Source organism: Microvirga sp. BSC39 (assembly GCF_000739015.1).
In the GTDB taxonomy this organism is placed as follows: domain Bacteria; phylum Pseudomonadota; class Alphaproteobacteria; order Rhizobiales; family Beijerinckiaceae; genus Microvirga.
This window is the reverse complement of the sequence record NZ_JPUG01000069.1, coordinates 16,586-30,556: the sequence shown is the minus strand read 5'-3', so window position 1 is coordinate 30,556 and position 13,971 is coordinate 16,586. Positions and strand designations below refer to the sequence as shown.

12 protein-coding genes are annotated in these 13,971 nt (G+C 63.6%); 8 read left to right on the top strand and 4 right to left on the bottom strand.

Annotated features, from left to right (window positions below):
• Positions 1-12: 12 nt before the first annotated feature.
• The 7 genes from rseP to lpxB all read left to right on the top strand — a co-directional run bounded on the left by rseP (position 13) and on the right by lpxB (position 8,093).
• On the top strand, positions 13-1,176 hold the full coding sequence (gene rseP / locus MA07_RS17375) for an RIP metalloprotease RseP (protein ID WP_036353792.1): 1,164 nt from the start codon (positions 13-15) through the stop codon (positions 1,174-1,176).
• 166 nt (positions 1,177-1,342) lie between these two features.
• Positions 1,343-3,643, top strand: a complete 2,301-nt coding sequence (bamA, locus tag MA07_RS17370; RefSeq protein WP_036353789.1) for an outer membrane protein assembly factor BamA — start codon at positions 1,343-1,345, stop codon at positions 3,641-3,643.
• A gap of 38 nt (positions 3,644-3,681) precedes the next feature.
• The gene (gene lpxD, locus MA07_RS17365) at positions 3,682-4,746 is read left to right on the top strand and encodes a UDP-3-O-(3-hydroxymyristoyl)glucosamine N-acyltransferase (protein ID WP_036353787.1); all 1,065 of its coding nucleotides are present in this window, start codon (positions 3,682-3,684) and stop codon (positions 4,744-4,746) included.
• Between the two features lie 39 nt (positions 4,747-4,785).
• Positions 4,786-5,250, top strand: coding sequence for a 3-hydroxyacyl-ACP dehydratase FabZ (fabZ, locus tag MA07_RS17360; protein WP_036353784.1), 465 nt, complete (start codon positions 4,786-4,788; stop codon positions 5,248-5,250).
• A complete protein-coding gene (lpxA, locus tag MA07_RS17355) occupies positions 5,250-6,059 on the top strand; it encodes an acyl-ACP--UDP-N-acetylglucosamine O-acyltransferase (protein ID WP_036353781.1) in 810 nt (269 codons plus the stop codon). Before fabZ ends, lpxA begins: the two co-directional genes overlap by 1 nt.
• Positions 6,056-6,922: a UDP-2,3-diacylglucosamine diphosphatase LpxI gene (gene lpxI, locus MA07_RS17350; protein ID WP_244445275.1), complete on the top strand. Its 867-nt coding sequence runs from the start codon at positions 6,056-6,058 to the stop codon at positions 6,920-6,922. Before lpxA ends, lpxI begins: the two co-directional genes overlap by 4 nt.
• The gene (gene lpxB, locus MA07_RS17345; protein ID WP_036353779.1) at positions 6,915-8,093 is read left to right on the top strand and encodes a lipid-A-disaccharide synthase; all 1,179 of its coding nucleotides are present in this window, start codon (positions 6,915-6,917) and stop codon (positions 8,091-8,093) included. The genes lpxI and lpxB overlap by 8 nt, the downstream gene beginning before the upstream one ends.
• A gap of 180 nt (positions 8,094-8,273) precedes the next feature.
• Here lpxB and gltA read toward each other — a convergent pair whose 3' ends face one another.
• Complete coding sequence (gene gltA / locus MA07_RS17340; RefSeq protein WP_036353776.1) at positions 8,274-9,566, bottom strand: citrate synthase; 1,293 nt, start codon at positions 9,564-9,566, stop codon at positions 8,274-8,276.
• Positions 9,567-9,735: 169 nt separating this feature from the next.
• On the bottom strand, positions 9,736-11,163 hold the full coding sequence (gene gltX, locus MA07_RS17335) for a glutamate--tRNA ligase (protein ID WP_036353773.1): 1,428 nt from the start codon (positions 11,161-11,163) through the stop codon (positions 9,736-9,738).
• Between the two features lie 140 nt (positions 11,164-11,303).
• Here gltX and MA07_RS17330 point away from each other — a divergent pair, with 140 nt between their 5' ends.
• Positions 11,304-12,029, top strand: a complete 726-nt coding sequence (locus MA07_RS17330; protein WP_036353769.1) for a DUF4131 domain-containing protein — start codon at positions 11,304-11,306, stop codon at positions 12,027-12,029.
• A gap of 143 nt (positions 12,030-12,172) precedes the next feature.
• On the opposite strand, the gene MA07_RS17325 is transcribed toward MA07_RS17330, so the two are convergent.
• A complete protein-coding gene (locus MA07_RS17325; RefSeq protein WP_052003271.1) occupies positions 12,173-12,778 on the bottom strand; it encodes an exopolysaccharide biosynthesis protein in 606 nt (201 codons plus the stop codon).
• Between the two features lie 64 nt (positions 12,779-12,842).
• Positions 12,843-13,940 (bottom strand): SDR family NAD(P)-dependent oxidoreductase, encoded by a 1,098-nt coding sequence (locus tag MA07_RS17320; protein WP_052003270.1) that lies wholly within the window; start codon positions 13,938-13,940, stop codon positions 12,843-12,845.
• Positions 13,941-13,971: the final 31 nt, after the last annotated feature.

The window sequence follows — 13,971 nt, the reverse complement described above, 5'->3', positions numbered from 1 at the left end:
AAAGGGACACAGATGGACTTTCTCTCGATGATCGGCGGCGCAACAGGCTCTCTGTTCCTGACCCTGGTCGCTTTCCTCGTCGTGCTCACGGTGGTCGTCTTCGTTCATGAGTTCGGCCACTTCTGGGTCGGTCGGCTGTGCGGCGTTGGCGTGACGGCCTTCTCCATCGGATTCGGGCGCGAGCTGATCGGCTGGACGGACAAGAAGGGGACGCGGTGGAAGATCTCTGCCATTCCTCTCGGAGGGTACGTGAAGTTCGTTGGCGATCTCAACGCCGCGAGCGTCCCGGACCAGGGTCAGCTCAATCAGATGCCGGTCGAGCAGCGCGCCATCAGCTTCCCTCACCAGAATGTCGCCAAGCGGGCTGCCATCGTGGCAGCGGGGCCGATCGCCAACTTTATCCTGGCAATCGCGATCTTCGCAGGCTTCAACTACTTCAACGGACGGGCGGTTCTGGAGCCGCGGATCGAGGCGGTTCAGCCGGGCAGCGCGGCCGAGAAGGCAGGTTTTCAGCCCAAGGATCTGATCCTGACCGTCGAGGGCAGGAGCATCCAGACCTTTGCCGACATGCAGCTCATTGTCAGCTCCAGCGCAGGCGAGCCCCTGGCGTTCACGGTGGAGCGCAACGGCGAAACGGTCGCCCTTACGGCGACGCCGAATTTCGTCGAGCGGACCAGTCCATTTGGTAAGCAGCGCATCGGCCTTCTGGGCGTTGAGGCCTCCCGTGACCCCTCGGCCATCAAACGCCTGACCTATTCTCCCTGGGGGGCCTTGAAGGCTGCCGTGGTCGAGACCTGGAACCTTGTCGAGCGGACGATCAACTTCATCCGGCGCCTGGTGGTGGGGGTGGAATCGGCCGATCAGCTCTCGGGGCCGATCGGAATCGCCCGGGCCTCCGGGACTGCTTTCGATATCGGCGGGGTGTACAGCCTTGTCAGCCTGATCGGTTTCATGTCGGTCTCCATCGGCCTCATTAACCTTTTCCCCATTCCCCTGCTGGATGGCGGCCATCTCCTGTTCTATGCCATTGAAGCCGTGCGCGGCCGTCCTCTGAGCGAAAAAGCCCAGGAAATTGGCTTCAGAATCGGGTTTGCCCTGGTGGCGATGCTCATGTTGTTCGCCACCTGGAATGATCTTGTTCACCTTGGCACCAGTTTTATGAGCCCGGGATCGTGACAAGGACGCCACGCAGGATAAAAATCGCTACTCTGTTGTGGACGCGCCGTTTGCAATAGCGGCGAAAGTTTGTACAAGCGCTTCACATGGATAAGGTTGGGGGCACTCGTCTCCAGCCTGCGGGGACACCCCTGCTAGGGATTAAAGACAAAGAACGGGCCAGTTGATGATGTCGACGACCACGCCTCGCCGGAAGAAGCCGGCCACCACCGCCGTTATCGCGATCAGCGCGCTGATGGCTGGGATTACTGCCGCGGAGAGCGCCTTCGCGCAGCAGGTGGCCCCAAGGAATCGCCGTGCTTCGGCCGCTCAGGGTCCCATCGTCAACCGTGTGGTGGTCGAAGGGAACAAGAAGGTCGAGAGCGCGGCCTTTCAGGATCAGTTCCAGGCCCGCGCTCGCGCGCCCTACAATCAGGCCGCTGTGGATGCCGACGTTGGTCGCATCCTCGAGATTTATCGGATGTCCGGCCGGGGCCTTGCCCAGGTCACGCCGCGTGTGGTCGACCTCCCCAATGGCACGGTGGACGTGGTCTACACGGTCGTCGAGGGTGACAAGACCGGCGTGAAGGAAATCCGGTTCGTCGGCAACAACCAGGTCTCGTCCAGCCGCCTGCGTGGCGTCATGCAGACCACCGAGACGAATCTCCTAAGCTTCCTCAAGAGCACCGACGTCTATGATCCGGCCCGCATCGCCAACGATCTGGAGCTGATCCGTCGTTATTACCTGAAGAACGGCTATGCGGACTTCCGCATCGTCTCCAGCGACGTTGCGTTCGATGCCAATGGCGGTGGCTACGTCATCACCATCGCGGTCGAAGAGGGTGAGCAGTACCGGGTCGGCAGCGTGAGCGTCGATCCCCGTCTGCCCGGAGTCGATCCCGAGGCCCTGCGCAGGGGCATTTCGACCTCGGAAGGCTCGGTCTACAACGCCGAAGCCGTTGAGAAGTCGGTTCAGAATCTCACCGCCAACGTTGCCCGTCAGGGCAATCCCTTCGCCCTCGCGCGTCCCGTGGGTGCCCGCGACCCGTCGACCCGCACGATCAGCCTCACCTACGTGGTTGAGGAAGCCCCGCGGATCTACATCGAGCGCATCAACGTACGCGGCAACAGCCGCACCCGCGATTACGTTATTCGTCGCGAATTCGAGCTCGGCGAAGGCGATGCCTACAACCAGGTTCTGATCGACCGCGCCGAGCGTCGCCTGAACAATCTCGGCTACTTCAAGCAGGTTCGTGTCTCCAACGAGCCTGGTTCCTCGGCCGACCGTGTGGTCGTGAACGTGGATGTGGAAGATCAGTCCACCGGCGCCTTCTCGATCTCGGGCGGCTACTCGACGGCCGACGGCTTCATCGGCGAAGTCTCCGTGACCGAGACCAACTTCCTGGGCCGCGGCCAGTTCGTGCGCCTCGCAGGCCAGCTCGGACAGCGCGCTCACGGTATCGACTTCTCGTTCACCGAGCCGTACTTCCTGGGCTACCGGATGTCGGCAGGTATCGACCTGTTCTCGAAGTTCAGCGACCAGACCCGGTACTCCCGCTACGAGAACCGGATGACTGGCGGTACGCTGCGCCTGGGCCTTCCGTTCACGGAAGAGTTCACGGTCACGGCACGGTACTCGCTGTACCAGCAGGAAATCACGATCCCGAACGATGAGGATCGTCCGTACAACGATTGCTCGTTCCCGATCCCCGGGGTCACGACTGCCACCAACTGCCTGGAGAACGGCGAGGCATCTCTCGCCATCAAGAACGCTCAGGGCGAGACGATCACCTCCCTGGCCGGCCTGACCTTCAACTATAATACCCTCGACAGCACCCGTAATCCTCGCAACGGCTTCTATGGCGAGGTGAAGACGGACTTCGCCGGACTTGGCGGCGACTCCCGCTTCTTCCGTGTGACCGGTGACGCTCGCTACTACCGTGAACTCCTCGAGGATGTCGTCGGTATCGCCCGCATCCAGGGCGGCCACATCATGGGCCTCGGCGACAATGGCGACGCGGGCGGCGATCTGCGGATCATCGACCACTTCTTCATGGGCCCGTCCCTGGTGCGCGGTTTCGCGTCCAACGGCATCGGCCCGCGCGACATTTCGACAACCGACAGCAGGGCGAATGCCCTCGGTGGGACCACCTATTTCGGCGGCTCGCTCGAAGTGCAGTTCCCCATCCCGGTCCTGCCGCGTGAACTGGGTCTGAGAGGCGCCGTGTTCGCCGACGCCGGTACGCTCTACGGCTATGACGGCCCGACAGTCTTCGAGGGTGTCGACGGCGGTAGGATCGATGTCCAAGACAGCAGCAAGCTGCGCTCGTCGGTCGGTGCTTCGATCCTGTGGACCTCTCCGCTCGGTCCGATCCGCTTCGACTATGCGTACGCACTCTCCAAGGAAGAGGGTGTAATCAGAAACGGAGCTCTGGTCGGCGGCGACCGCACCCAGGCCTTCCGGTTCACGGGCGGCACACGCTTCTAATCGGGGAGGGCGCCGAAAGGCGCCCTCACTTATTCTTCATGGCTGAATCGAACTTCTTCCCGCAAAGCCAGACGTTGAATCTGCGTCAGGTGGCGGAGATGGCCAATGTAACGCTCCCCGACGGCGCCGACGGGGAGTTTTTGCTTCGTGGGGTTGCTCCCCTCGAGAACGCAGGTCCTGGCGATCTCGCCTATATGGACAATCCCGCCTATGTCGGGGCGCTGGTGGCGACCAAAGCCACAGCCTGCTTGGTGACGCCACGCTACGCCTCCAAGGTGCCCTCCGGCACGGTGGCCTTGGTCACGCCCCAGGCCTATCGGGTTTTCGCTCAGGTTCTGGCGATCCTGTTTCCGTCCGCCATGCGGCCGGAATCGTCCTTTGCCGCGACCGGGGTATCCCCCGGCTCCTTCGTCCATCCCTCTGCGAGGCTGGAGCATGGGGTGCGCGTGGATCCAGGCGCCGTCATCGGGCCGCATGCGGAGATCGGATCAGGCACCCTGATCGGCGCTCACTCGGTCATCGGACCGAACGTCAGGATTGGGCGGGACTGTTCCATTGCCCCTAACGTGACTGTCACCCATGCCTATCTCGGCAACCGGGTCATTCTCCATCCGGGTGTCAGGATCGGGCAGGACGGCTTCGGTTTTGCGATGGGGCCGCAGGGGCATCTGAAGGTGCCGCAGGTCGGACGCGTCATCATCCAGGACGACGTGGAAATCGGGGCGAATACGACGGTCGACCGGGGTGCCAGCCGCGATACCGTGATCGGCGAGGGCACCAAGATCGATAACCTCGTCCAGATTGCCCATAATGTGGTCATCGGGCGTCATTGCGTGATCGTGGCCCAGGTCGGCATCGCCGGCTCGACCACCATCGAGGATTATGTGGCCATCGGCGGCCAGGTGGCCGTGAAAGGGCACGTCCGGATCGGCATGGGTGCCCAGATCGCAGCCACCAGCGGCGTCAACGGCGATGTCCCGCCGGGAGCTCGCTGGGGTGGCATTCCCGCCCGACCCATGCGGGAATGGTTCCGTGAGATCACGGCGCTGAAAAAGCTTGCATCCGGGGGCGATTCCGCCAAAGACGACGATGCGTCTTCATAACGTTTGTTGAAGGCATTCTTACCGTTCGGAGTTCCCGTCATGTCCGAAGCGCCCACCACGCTTCAAACCGCCGATATCATGGAGATCCTGGAGCTGCTGCCGCACCGGTATCCCTTTCTTCTGGTCGATAAGATCATCGAGATCGACGGCGACAATTCGTGCATCGGCATCAAGAACGTCACCTTCAATGAGCCACAATTCACGGGCCATTTCCCCTCGCGCCCGATCTTCCCTGGCGTTTTTCTGATCGAGGCGATGGCTCAGACGGCGGGCGCCATCTGCGTGAAGGCCAAAATGGCCCAGATGGCCAAGCCGAAGCAGGTGTTTTTCATGACGATCGACAAGGTGAAGTTCCGCAAGCCGGTCGAGCCGGGCGACCGGGTCGAGTTCCACATGCGCAAGCTGAACAACCGCCGCAACATGTGGTGGTACAAGGGCGAGGCGAAGGTCGATGGTGTTCTCGTCTGCGAAGCCGAAGTCAGCGCCATGCTGGTGAACGACTAATGGAAACGGTGATTCATCCGAGCGCCGTCATCGAGGACGGCGCCAAGATCGGTCCGGGCGTGAAGATCGGCCCGTTCTGCACAGTTGGACCCGAGGTGGAGCTCGGCGAGGGCTGCCAGCTCATCAGCCATGTTGCTTTGGCCGGGCGTACCACAATCGGTCCTCGGACGAGGATCTTTCCGTTCGCTTCCATCGGCCACATTCCGCAGGATCTGAAGTACAAGGGCGAGGCTTCGACGCTCGAGATTGGTGCCGACTGCATGATCCGCGAAGGCGTGACCATGAACCCCGGCACCGAGGGCGGCGGCCTCCGCACCGTGATCGGCGATCGCTGCGCCTTCCTGGCCGGCTCCCATGTGGGCCACGACACGAAGGTTGGGAACGACTGCATTCTGTCCAACAACGTCATGCTGGCAGGCCATGTCACGGTGGGCAACTTCGTGATCTTCGGTGGGGGCTCAGCCGTCATTCAGTTCGCCCGCGTCGGCTCTCACGCCTTCGTGGGCGGCATGTCAGGGCTGGAGAACGACCTGATTCCCTACGGCATGGCCATGGGCAATAGGGCGCATCTCGCCGGCCTCAACATCATCGGCCTGCGCCGCCGCGGGTTCACCCGCGAGCAGATCCACGATATCCGTCGTGCGTATCGCCTTCTCTTCGCCGATGAGGGCACCTTGTCCGAGCGCGTTGAAGATGTGGCAGGCGAGTTCGACAGCCATCCCTTCGTGCACGAGATCCTCGACTTCATTCGTGAGGGCAAGGATCGAGCAATCTGCACCCCACGGGATCCCGTCAGCTCATCCGGATGATGCCCCACGGCCCCATTGCAATCCTCGCCGGGGCCGGGCAGCTTCCCATCCAGCTCTTGAGCCATCTGGAGCGGACGGGACAGGACGTCCGGGTCTTGGCCTTCCGCGGCTTTGCGGAGGCCGAACTGCAGCGCCGTGCTCACGCTACCGTCGATCTTCTCGATCTCAAGACCATCATGAGCACCCTCGAGGGCTGGCGGCCACAGGCCGTCTCCCTCGTCGGAGCCGTTCGCCGACCTGGCTTTTCCGCACTGCTGAGCGCCTACTCCCTGCTTCGCAACATGCACGAGGTGAAGGAGGTCATTGCGCGAGGGGATGACCAAGTGCTGCGCGGCGCCGTGATGCTGCTGGAGGAGCGTGGGCATCGGGTTATCGGCGCCCATGAGCTTGCCCCCGATCTCGTAGCCTCCCGCCTGCTCACCGGTGCGCGGCAGCCGGGAGCCGACGACCATGAGGCCATAGCCTTTGGGCTGGAGCTTCTCGTTTCCCTATCGGACTTCGATATCGGGCAGGGAGCCGTCGTCGACCGCAGGCATGTCCTCGCCATCGAGGGGCCTGAAGGCACCGACGGAATGATCCGACGGGTAAGACACCTGCGACAGTCATGGTTCGGCCTTCGCCGCCGCGAAGAGGGTGGGGTGCTGATCAAGGCCGCCAAGCGCGGTCAGGACCTGCGGGTCGACATGCCGACCATTGGTCCCCGCACTGTCACAGAGGCGGCCAGAGCGGGACTGGCCGGTATCGCCATCGGGGCGGGATCCACGTTCGTCCTAGAGCAGGAGGAAACACTGCGCGCGGCCGACCGCCTTGGTCTCTTCCTCATCGCCGTCGATCTGCCGTGGATGGAGAAGTCTCTTGGCTGACAGAAAGCCCCTGACGGTCTGGATCGTGTCCGGCGAGGAATCGGGCGATCAGCTCGGGGCCAAGCTGATGCGCTCACTGAAGGCGCGGCTTGGAGCCGAGCGCCTGCGCTTCGGTGGTGTTGGCGGACATGCCATGGCCAAAGAAGGCTTGAGCTCTCTTTTTCCCCTGGAAGAGATCGCCGTGATGGGCATTTCCGCCGTGATCGCGCGGCTGCCGGCCATCCTGAAACGCATCCGCATGACGGCGGACGCGGTGGTCGCGGCAAAGCCCGACATGCTGGTGATCATCGACAGCCCGGATTTCACGCACCGTGTCGCGAAGGCCGTCCGCCGGCGCGCGCCGCACATTCCCATCGTCGATTACGTCAGCCCGTCCGTCTGGGCATGGCGGCCAGGACGCGCCCCGAAGATGCGGGCCTATGTGGACCATCTCCTCGCGCTGCTGCCCTTCGAGCCCGAGGCGCATCAACGCCTGGGCGGCCCGCCGACGACCTATGTCGGGCACCCGCTCATCGAGCGTCTCGACGAGATCAGGCCTGCACCCGGTGAGAGGCAGCGCGTCGAGGGCCAGCCCATCAACCTGCTCGTCCTGCCCGGCAGTCGCCGCTCGGAAGTGAGCCGTCTCATGGAGCCGTTTGGCGCTGCCCTGGCGCTGCTGAAGGAGCGCTCGGCGCCTCCTTTCGAGGTGACGATCCCGGCTGTTTCTCATGTTGCCGATGAGATTCGAGCGCGGGTAGAGAACTGGAGCGTGAAGCCTCGGATCGTCGAGGGCGAGGGGGCCAAATGGGCCGCTTTCCGGCAGGCCGACGCGGCTCTTGCCGCCTCGGGTACCGTCACGTTGGAACTGGGGCTCTCAGGCGTGCCGATGGTGGTGGCCTACCGGGTCTCGAAGATCGAGGAAGTGCTGAAATACCTGATCAAGGCGCCTTCCATCGTGCTCACGAACCTGGTGCTCGGTGAGAACGTCATCCCTGAGCTCATTCAATGGGACTGCACGCCCGAGAGGCTGGCCGATGCGCTCCTGCCCCTTCTCAGCGACACCCCGGAACGCCAGCGGCAGATCAGGGCGTTCGGCAAGCTCGACACTCTCATGAAGATCGGCGACGAGGTTCCGAGCGAACGGGCGGCGCGGATCGTGGAAGAGGTGCTGTCATCCAAGGGAGAGGCGTAGCGCCTCCTGTCTGTCATCCCGGCGGCCCGAGGGCCGGGAATGGGATCTGCGATCAGGCGCGGTGTTATGGACTCCCTTCCCCTCCGCTGCGCTCCAGCCGAAAATGACACGCTGGTCCGAGGACGCAGATACGAAAAAGGGGCCTTTCGGCCCCTTTCATTATTATCGCACCCGATGTCTTCAACCGCGCTGAGCGACGGTCACGTAATCGCGCTCCGGCGAGCCCGTGTAGAGCTGGCGCGGACGGCCGATGCGCTGGGACGGGTCCTCGATCATCTCGCTCCATTGGGCGATCCAGCCGACCGTACGGGCGAGCGCGAACAGCACCGTGAACATGGAGGTGGGGAAGCCCATCGCCTTGAGGGTGATGCCCGAATAGAAGTCGATGTTCGGGTAGAGCTTCTTCTCGACGAAGTACTCGTCCTTGAGCGCGATCTGCTCGAGCTCCACGGCCACGTCCAGGAGCGGATCGTCCTTGATGCCGAGCTCGTTGAGCACCTCGTGGGTGGTCTTCTGCATGATGCGGGCGCGCGGGTCGTAGTTCTTGTAGACCCGGTGGCCAAAGCCCATGAGGCGGAACGGATCGTTCTTGTCCTTCGCCTTGGCGATGTATTCCGGAATGCGATCCGGCGTGCCGATCTCCTCCAGCATCTTCAGGGCTGCCTCATTGGCGCCGCCATGGGCAGGGCCCCACAGGCACGCGATGCCGGCCGCGATGCAGGCGAACGGGTTTGCTCCCGAGGAGCCTGCGAGGCGAACGGTCGAGGTCGAGGCGTTCTGCTCGTGGTCGGCGTGCAGGATGAAGATCCGGTCGAGGGCGCGGGAAAGAACCGGGTTGACCTTGTACTCCTCGGCCGGGACCGCAAAGCACATCTTCAGGAAGTTGGACGTGTAATCCAGATCGTTCTGCGGATACACGAACGGCTGGCCGATGGAATACTTGTAGGCCATGGCGGCCAGCGTCGGCATCTTGGCGATCATGCGCATGGACGCGATCATGCGCTGGTGCGGATCCGAGATGTCGGTGGAGTCGTGGTAGAAGGCCGAGAGGGCACCGACGCAGGCGACCATGATCGCCATCGGGTGCGCATCGCGGCGGAAGCCGGTGAAGAACCGGTTCATCTGGTCGTGCACCATGGTGTGGCGCGTGACGCGATAGTCGAAATCGGCCTTCTGGGCAGCCGTCGGCAGCTCTCCGTAGAGCAGCAGGTAGCAGGTCTCGAGGAAGTCGCCATGCTCGGCCAGCTGGTCGATCGGATAGCCACGGTAGAGCAGGATGCCCTTGTCGCCGTCGATATAAGTGATCTTCGACTCGGTGGCCGCCGTGGAGGTGAAGCCCGGGTCGTAGGTGAACATCCCGGTCTGGCCGTAGAGCTTGGAAATGTCGACGACGCTCGGGCCGATGGTGCCTTCTTTTACCGGCAGCTCCACGGACTTGCCGTCGACTGAAATGGTGCTGGTGCTGGAACTCATGCGTCGTGGCCCTTTCAAAAGGAGGCCGGGCAGAACCTAGAGCAACCGGGGGAGCGGGGTAGGCCCTCGGGGCTGCCGAACCAGGGTTTGCCGGTCGGTCGGTTTATGGCGCCTTCGGTAGCTTATCCATAGGGAGGGGGCAAGCACGTCTAAAGGCGAGATTTGCCCGTTATGCAGCGGGCGCATCCTTGGTCTGATCGCGTAGCCGCAACAGGGTTTCGTCCTTGCCGAGAACCGCCATGACGTCGAAGAGTCCCGGCGACGTCGCGCGGCCGGTCACAGCCGCCCGAAGGGGCTGCGCCACCTGGCCGAGCTTCGCTCCGACAGCCTCCGCATGCTGACGCACGACGGCTTCCACGCTCTGGGCCGACCAATCGGAAACGCTATCGAGCTTCTCAGCGATTCCGTCGAGGCGAGCCCGTCCGTCCGCGAGGAGGCTGGCGGCTTTCTCATCCAGATGAAGCGGCCGTTGGGCATAGAGGTAGTAGGCACTGTCGAGCAGCTCTACGAGGTTCTTGGCGCGCTCCTTCAGGCCCGGCATGGCGGCAGTCATCTTGTCGCGCAAGCCCGGGGAGAAGGTTGTGCCGATCCCGCGCTCTGCTCCGAGTTCCGGCAGGATCTCCTCAATGGCCTTCACCAGGTTCTCATCCTCCGTCTGGCGCATATAGTGCCCGTTGAGGTTCTCCAGCTTGGCGAAGTCGAAGCGGGACGGGGAGCGTCCGATGTTCTTGAGATCGAAGGCGTCGACCATCTCCTGGGTGGAGAAGATCTCCTGGTCGCCATGGCTCCAGCCGAGGCGCACGAGGTAGTTGCGCATAGCCTCGGGCAGATAGCCCATGCTGCGATAGGCTTCGACCCCAAGGGCGCCGTGGCGCTTGGAGAGCTTGGCGCCGTCCGGGCCGAGGATCATCGGAACGTGGGCCATGTTGGGCACATCCCAGCCCAGGGCCTGATAGATCTGCGTCTGACGGGCCGCATTGGTGAGGTGATCGTCGCCGCGGATAACGTGGGTCACGTTCATGTCGTGGTCGTCCACCACCACGGCCAGCATGTAGGTGGGCGTGCCGTCCGAGCGCAGGAGCACGAGATCGTCCAGATCCTTGTTCTGCCAGACCACGCGGCCCTGCACCTCGTCCTCGACCACCGTTTCGCCCTCGGTCGGCGCCTTCAGGCGGATGACGGGCTTCACGTCCTTGGGGGCCTCGGACGGATCGCGGTCGCGCCAGCGTCCGTCATAGCGTAGGGGGCGGCCCTCCTTGCGGGCAGATTCGCGCATCTCCTCCAGCTCCTGCTGGGAGGCATAGCAGTAATAGGCGCGGCCCTGGGCGAGCAGGCTCTCGGCCACTTCCTTATGCCGGGCAGCGCGGGAAAACTGATAGACCACGTCGCCGTCCCAATCGAGGCCGAGCCATTGCAGCCCGTCCAGGATGGCCGCGATGGCGGCGTCTGTGGAGCGCTCCCGGTCCGTATCCTCGATGCGCAGCAGCATCTTGCCTCCATGCCGCTTGGCATAGAGCCAGTTGAACAGGGCCGTGCGCCCCCCTCCGATATGGAGAAAGCCGGTGGGAGAGGGGGCGAAGCGGGTGACGACGGTCATCGCAGGAGAACCTTGACTAAAGAAACCGGGGGTCGCGCGGCCGTGCTGCCGCAGCCATCCGACTCAATCCACAGGGCGGCTTGGGGCGGAGCGTGCGGTCGTCTAGCATGCAACCGAACCCGCGTTAAGCCGAAGCCGCGATGGAAGACAACCGAGGAAAGATCCGCCGGATCCCGCGCAGCGTTGCGCGGGTGGTGGCGTTGCCCCGGTCTTGGAGCGCCGGCATCGAGTGGAGGCTCCTCGATGCGCGCGGCTGGCTAGCAAAGGCCGTCACGTGTGAGATTGAGCAGCGTCGGCTCTTCCCCTGGATTCCGGTCTGTTTCGGCGCCGGCATCCTCCTGTTCTTCCAGGCCGACGGCATGCCGGCCCTTTGGGCGCCGATGGGAGCCTTTGCCTTGTGCGGTGCGGCAGCGATCGCCCTGCGCCGGAGCATGACGGCTTTCATCGCCATGATTGCGCTGTCGGCTGTCTTTGCAGGTTTTTCGGCTGGCGTGATCCGCACTCGGAGTGTTGCCGCTCCGGCTCTCACCCGTATCACGATTACGACCATTGCAGGCTTCGTCGAGGCCGTGGAGGACCGGGAAGGGGGGCAGAGGCTCCTTATCCGGATTGTGGAGATGAAGGATGTTGCAGAGAGTGAACGTCCCCGTCTCGTGCGCGTCTCAGTGCGCACTGGGGCAGGGCTGACGGCCGGGCAGTTCATTGCCGGCTCCGCCCGTCTTCTGCCGCCACCGGAAGCGGCATGGCCCGGCGGCTATGGTTTCGCCCGCGATGCCTACTACAAGGGCATCGGCGCCGTCGGCTCCATGGTGGTGTCTGTGCAACGTTTGAGGCCGCAAAAGGTCCTGAACCCTTCCTGCAACTAAAGGTGCCACCATTCGCGACAGACCTGGCCTTGGCCATCAGGAGACAGTAGCTGCGTCCAAGCACGCGACAGGCACGCGCGGCCCTGGCGTGGATTGGCGCGCTCGTTCGGGCTTTGATAAGGTCAGCGTTCCTGCGCCTCCAATCACCCGAGCAGGTGAACAATCCCTGACCAGGCGGCCCAGGTCAGTGCGACGGAAACCCCGGTTGCCAGAAGTGCCAGAAGCAGGGCTCCCAAGACAGCAAGACCGTCATCGGCAGCCAGACCAAGGCCCATGAGGATCACTGAAAGGCCTGGAAGCGTGTTGCCGAATGGGATCGGCAAGGCGATCAAAGCTCCCATCAGTGCCATGACGAGAGCAAGAGGCAGCTTGCCTGTTCGTGTTATCAGCACGCTGGCACGGGGCCGCAGCCGACGCTCCACGCGCCGCAGCAGGGGAGGGCCGCGGCGGCTCAGAAGCGTGATCACCGGAGCCTTGAGCCTGACCCGGGCAAGCCAATGGGGAAGCCTGGGCTCTGCTCCAGAAACTGCCATCTGGCAGGCGATGATCGACAGAACCGTGCCGAACACCGCTCCAAGCGGAACCCCCGGGACCGGAATAAGCGCCGGGATGGCGATGGCGGCAAGCAAGATGCCGCCCGCCCGTTCCCCGAGCGCATCGACAAGGTCGCGAAGGCGCGGGTCGGGTGGCAGCGCTTGTTCGATGGCTGCCACGATCTGGGAGGCGGCTTCCGGTCTGTTGCAGGTCATCGCCCCAGTCTCATCGCATCAGGGTCGCTCCAGAGAATGGGCAAATGCCCGGTCCCACTGCAAGTCACGGCGTTGTCCGCCGCAGGGGTGAGGTCAGTGCGGCGGGCAGCTGGTCTGCTGCCGCGAAGGCGCCAGCCAATGAGGGGGCGAACTGCATGCTGAGTTGCTGGGCGAAGCCGGCCGATAGCTTCAACGTGTATAGCGCCGGTGCCATGGCGAGAAGCGCAGGGCTGGCCATCAGGGGCAGGGTGTCACCCACAGCAAACCCCGGCCGGTCCGGCGAGCTCCAACCCGCGCTCGTGCCGCCGTTGCCGCTTTCCGGCGTGAACAGCGATCCGTCGGTTGGTCCGGCGGGCTCATCCAGGAACAGGGTTTGTCCGGCATGGACGGCGACCAACGCCTCGGTCATGGCAGGCTGGGCTGCATACTGCTCACTCGCCATCCACCCTGACACGCCGGCGAACGCCTCGCGTTGCGGATACCGGATCAGATTGAGCAGCACCTCCGCCACCTGCTCCACGGGATGAACCGGGTCCAGCGGCTTGATCGCCCGTCCGCTGTAGTTTGCGCTGCGCTGCCACAGGGGCGTGTCGATCGACGCCGGCGAGAGGACGCAGATGTGAACGTCAGGCAGATGCATCACCTCCTGACGCATGGCAAACGAGAGCCCGCGGATGGCGAACTTGCTTGCGACATATGGGCTGTGGAACGGTGACGGGCAGTTGCCGATCAAGGAGGCATTGTTGATCAGGATGCCGGAGCCGCGCTCCAGGAAGTGGGGCAGGGCGGCCCGGGCGCCATAGACCATCCCCATGAGGTTGATCTGGAGGACGCGCTCAAAAGTCTCCGGTGGAATGTCCTCGAAGCGGCCGAAGGCGTCCATGCCGGCATTGTTGAACCAGACGTCGATCCGGCCGAAGGTATCAAGAGCACTCTTGGCAAGCGCCTGAACCTGCGCCTCCTCGGCAACATCGGTCGGCACGGTGATGACCTTAGCTCCTTTGGCGCGGCAGGCCTCTGCGGTGTCCTCCAGTTCCTTCTCCCGGCGTGCCGCCAGAACCAGGCGGGCTCCGTGATCGGCCAATGCCAGGGCACCAGCCTTGCCGATGCCGCTCGATGCGCCGGTGATGACGACGACCTTCCCGTCGATCCTGTCTGTCATGATGCTGTTTTCCTTAGTTCTTGCGGTATGG

Excerpts from the sequence above, each read along its gene's own strand:
- fabZ (WP_036353784.1), top strand. The coding sequence starts at position 4,786 with ATGTCCGAAGCGCCCACCACGCTTCAAACCGCCGATATCATGGAGATC.
- MA07_RS17320 (WP_052003270.1), bottom strand. The coding sequence starts at position 13,940 with ATGACAGACAGGATCGACGGGAAGGTCGTCGTCATCACCGGCGCATCG.
- MA07_RS17330 (WP_036353769.1), top strand. The coding sequence starts at position 11,304 with ATGGAAGACAACCGAGGAAAGATCCGCCGGATCCCGCGCAGCGTTGCG.
- MA07_RS17325 (WP_052003271.1), bottom strand. The coding sequence starts at position 12,778 with ATGACCTGCAACAGACCGGAAGCCGCCTCCCAGATCGTGGCAGCCATC.
- gltA (WP_036353776.1), bottom strand. The coding sequence starts at position 9,566 with ATGAGTTCCAGCACCAGCACCATTTCAGTCGACGGCAAGTCCGTGGAG.
- lpxA (WP_036353781.1), top strand. The coding sequence starts at position 5,250 with ATGGAAACGGTGATTCATCCGAGCGCCGTCATCGAGGACGGCGCCAAG.
- bamA (WP_036353789.1), top strand. The coding sequence starts at position 1,343 with ATGATGTCGACGACCACGCCTCGCCGGAAGAAGCCGGCCACCACCGCC.
- lpxD (WP_036353787.1), top strand. The coding sequence starts at position 3,682 with ATGGCTGAATCGAACTTCTTCCCGCAAAGCCAGACGTTGAATCTGCGT.
- rseP (WP_036353792.1), top strand. The coding sequence starts at position 13 with ATGGACTTTCTCTCGATGATCGGCGGCGCAACAGGCTCTCTGTTCCTG.
- gltX (WP_036353773.1), bottom strand. The coding sequence starts at position 11,163 with ATGACCGTCGTCACCCGCTTCGCCCCCTCTCCCACCGGCTTTCTCCAT.
- lpxI (WP_244445275.1), top strand. The coding sequence starts at position 6,056 with ATGATGCCCCACGGCCCCATTGCAATCCTCGCCGGGGCCGGGCAGCTT.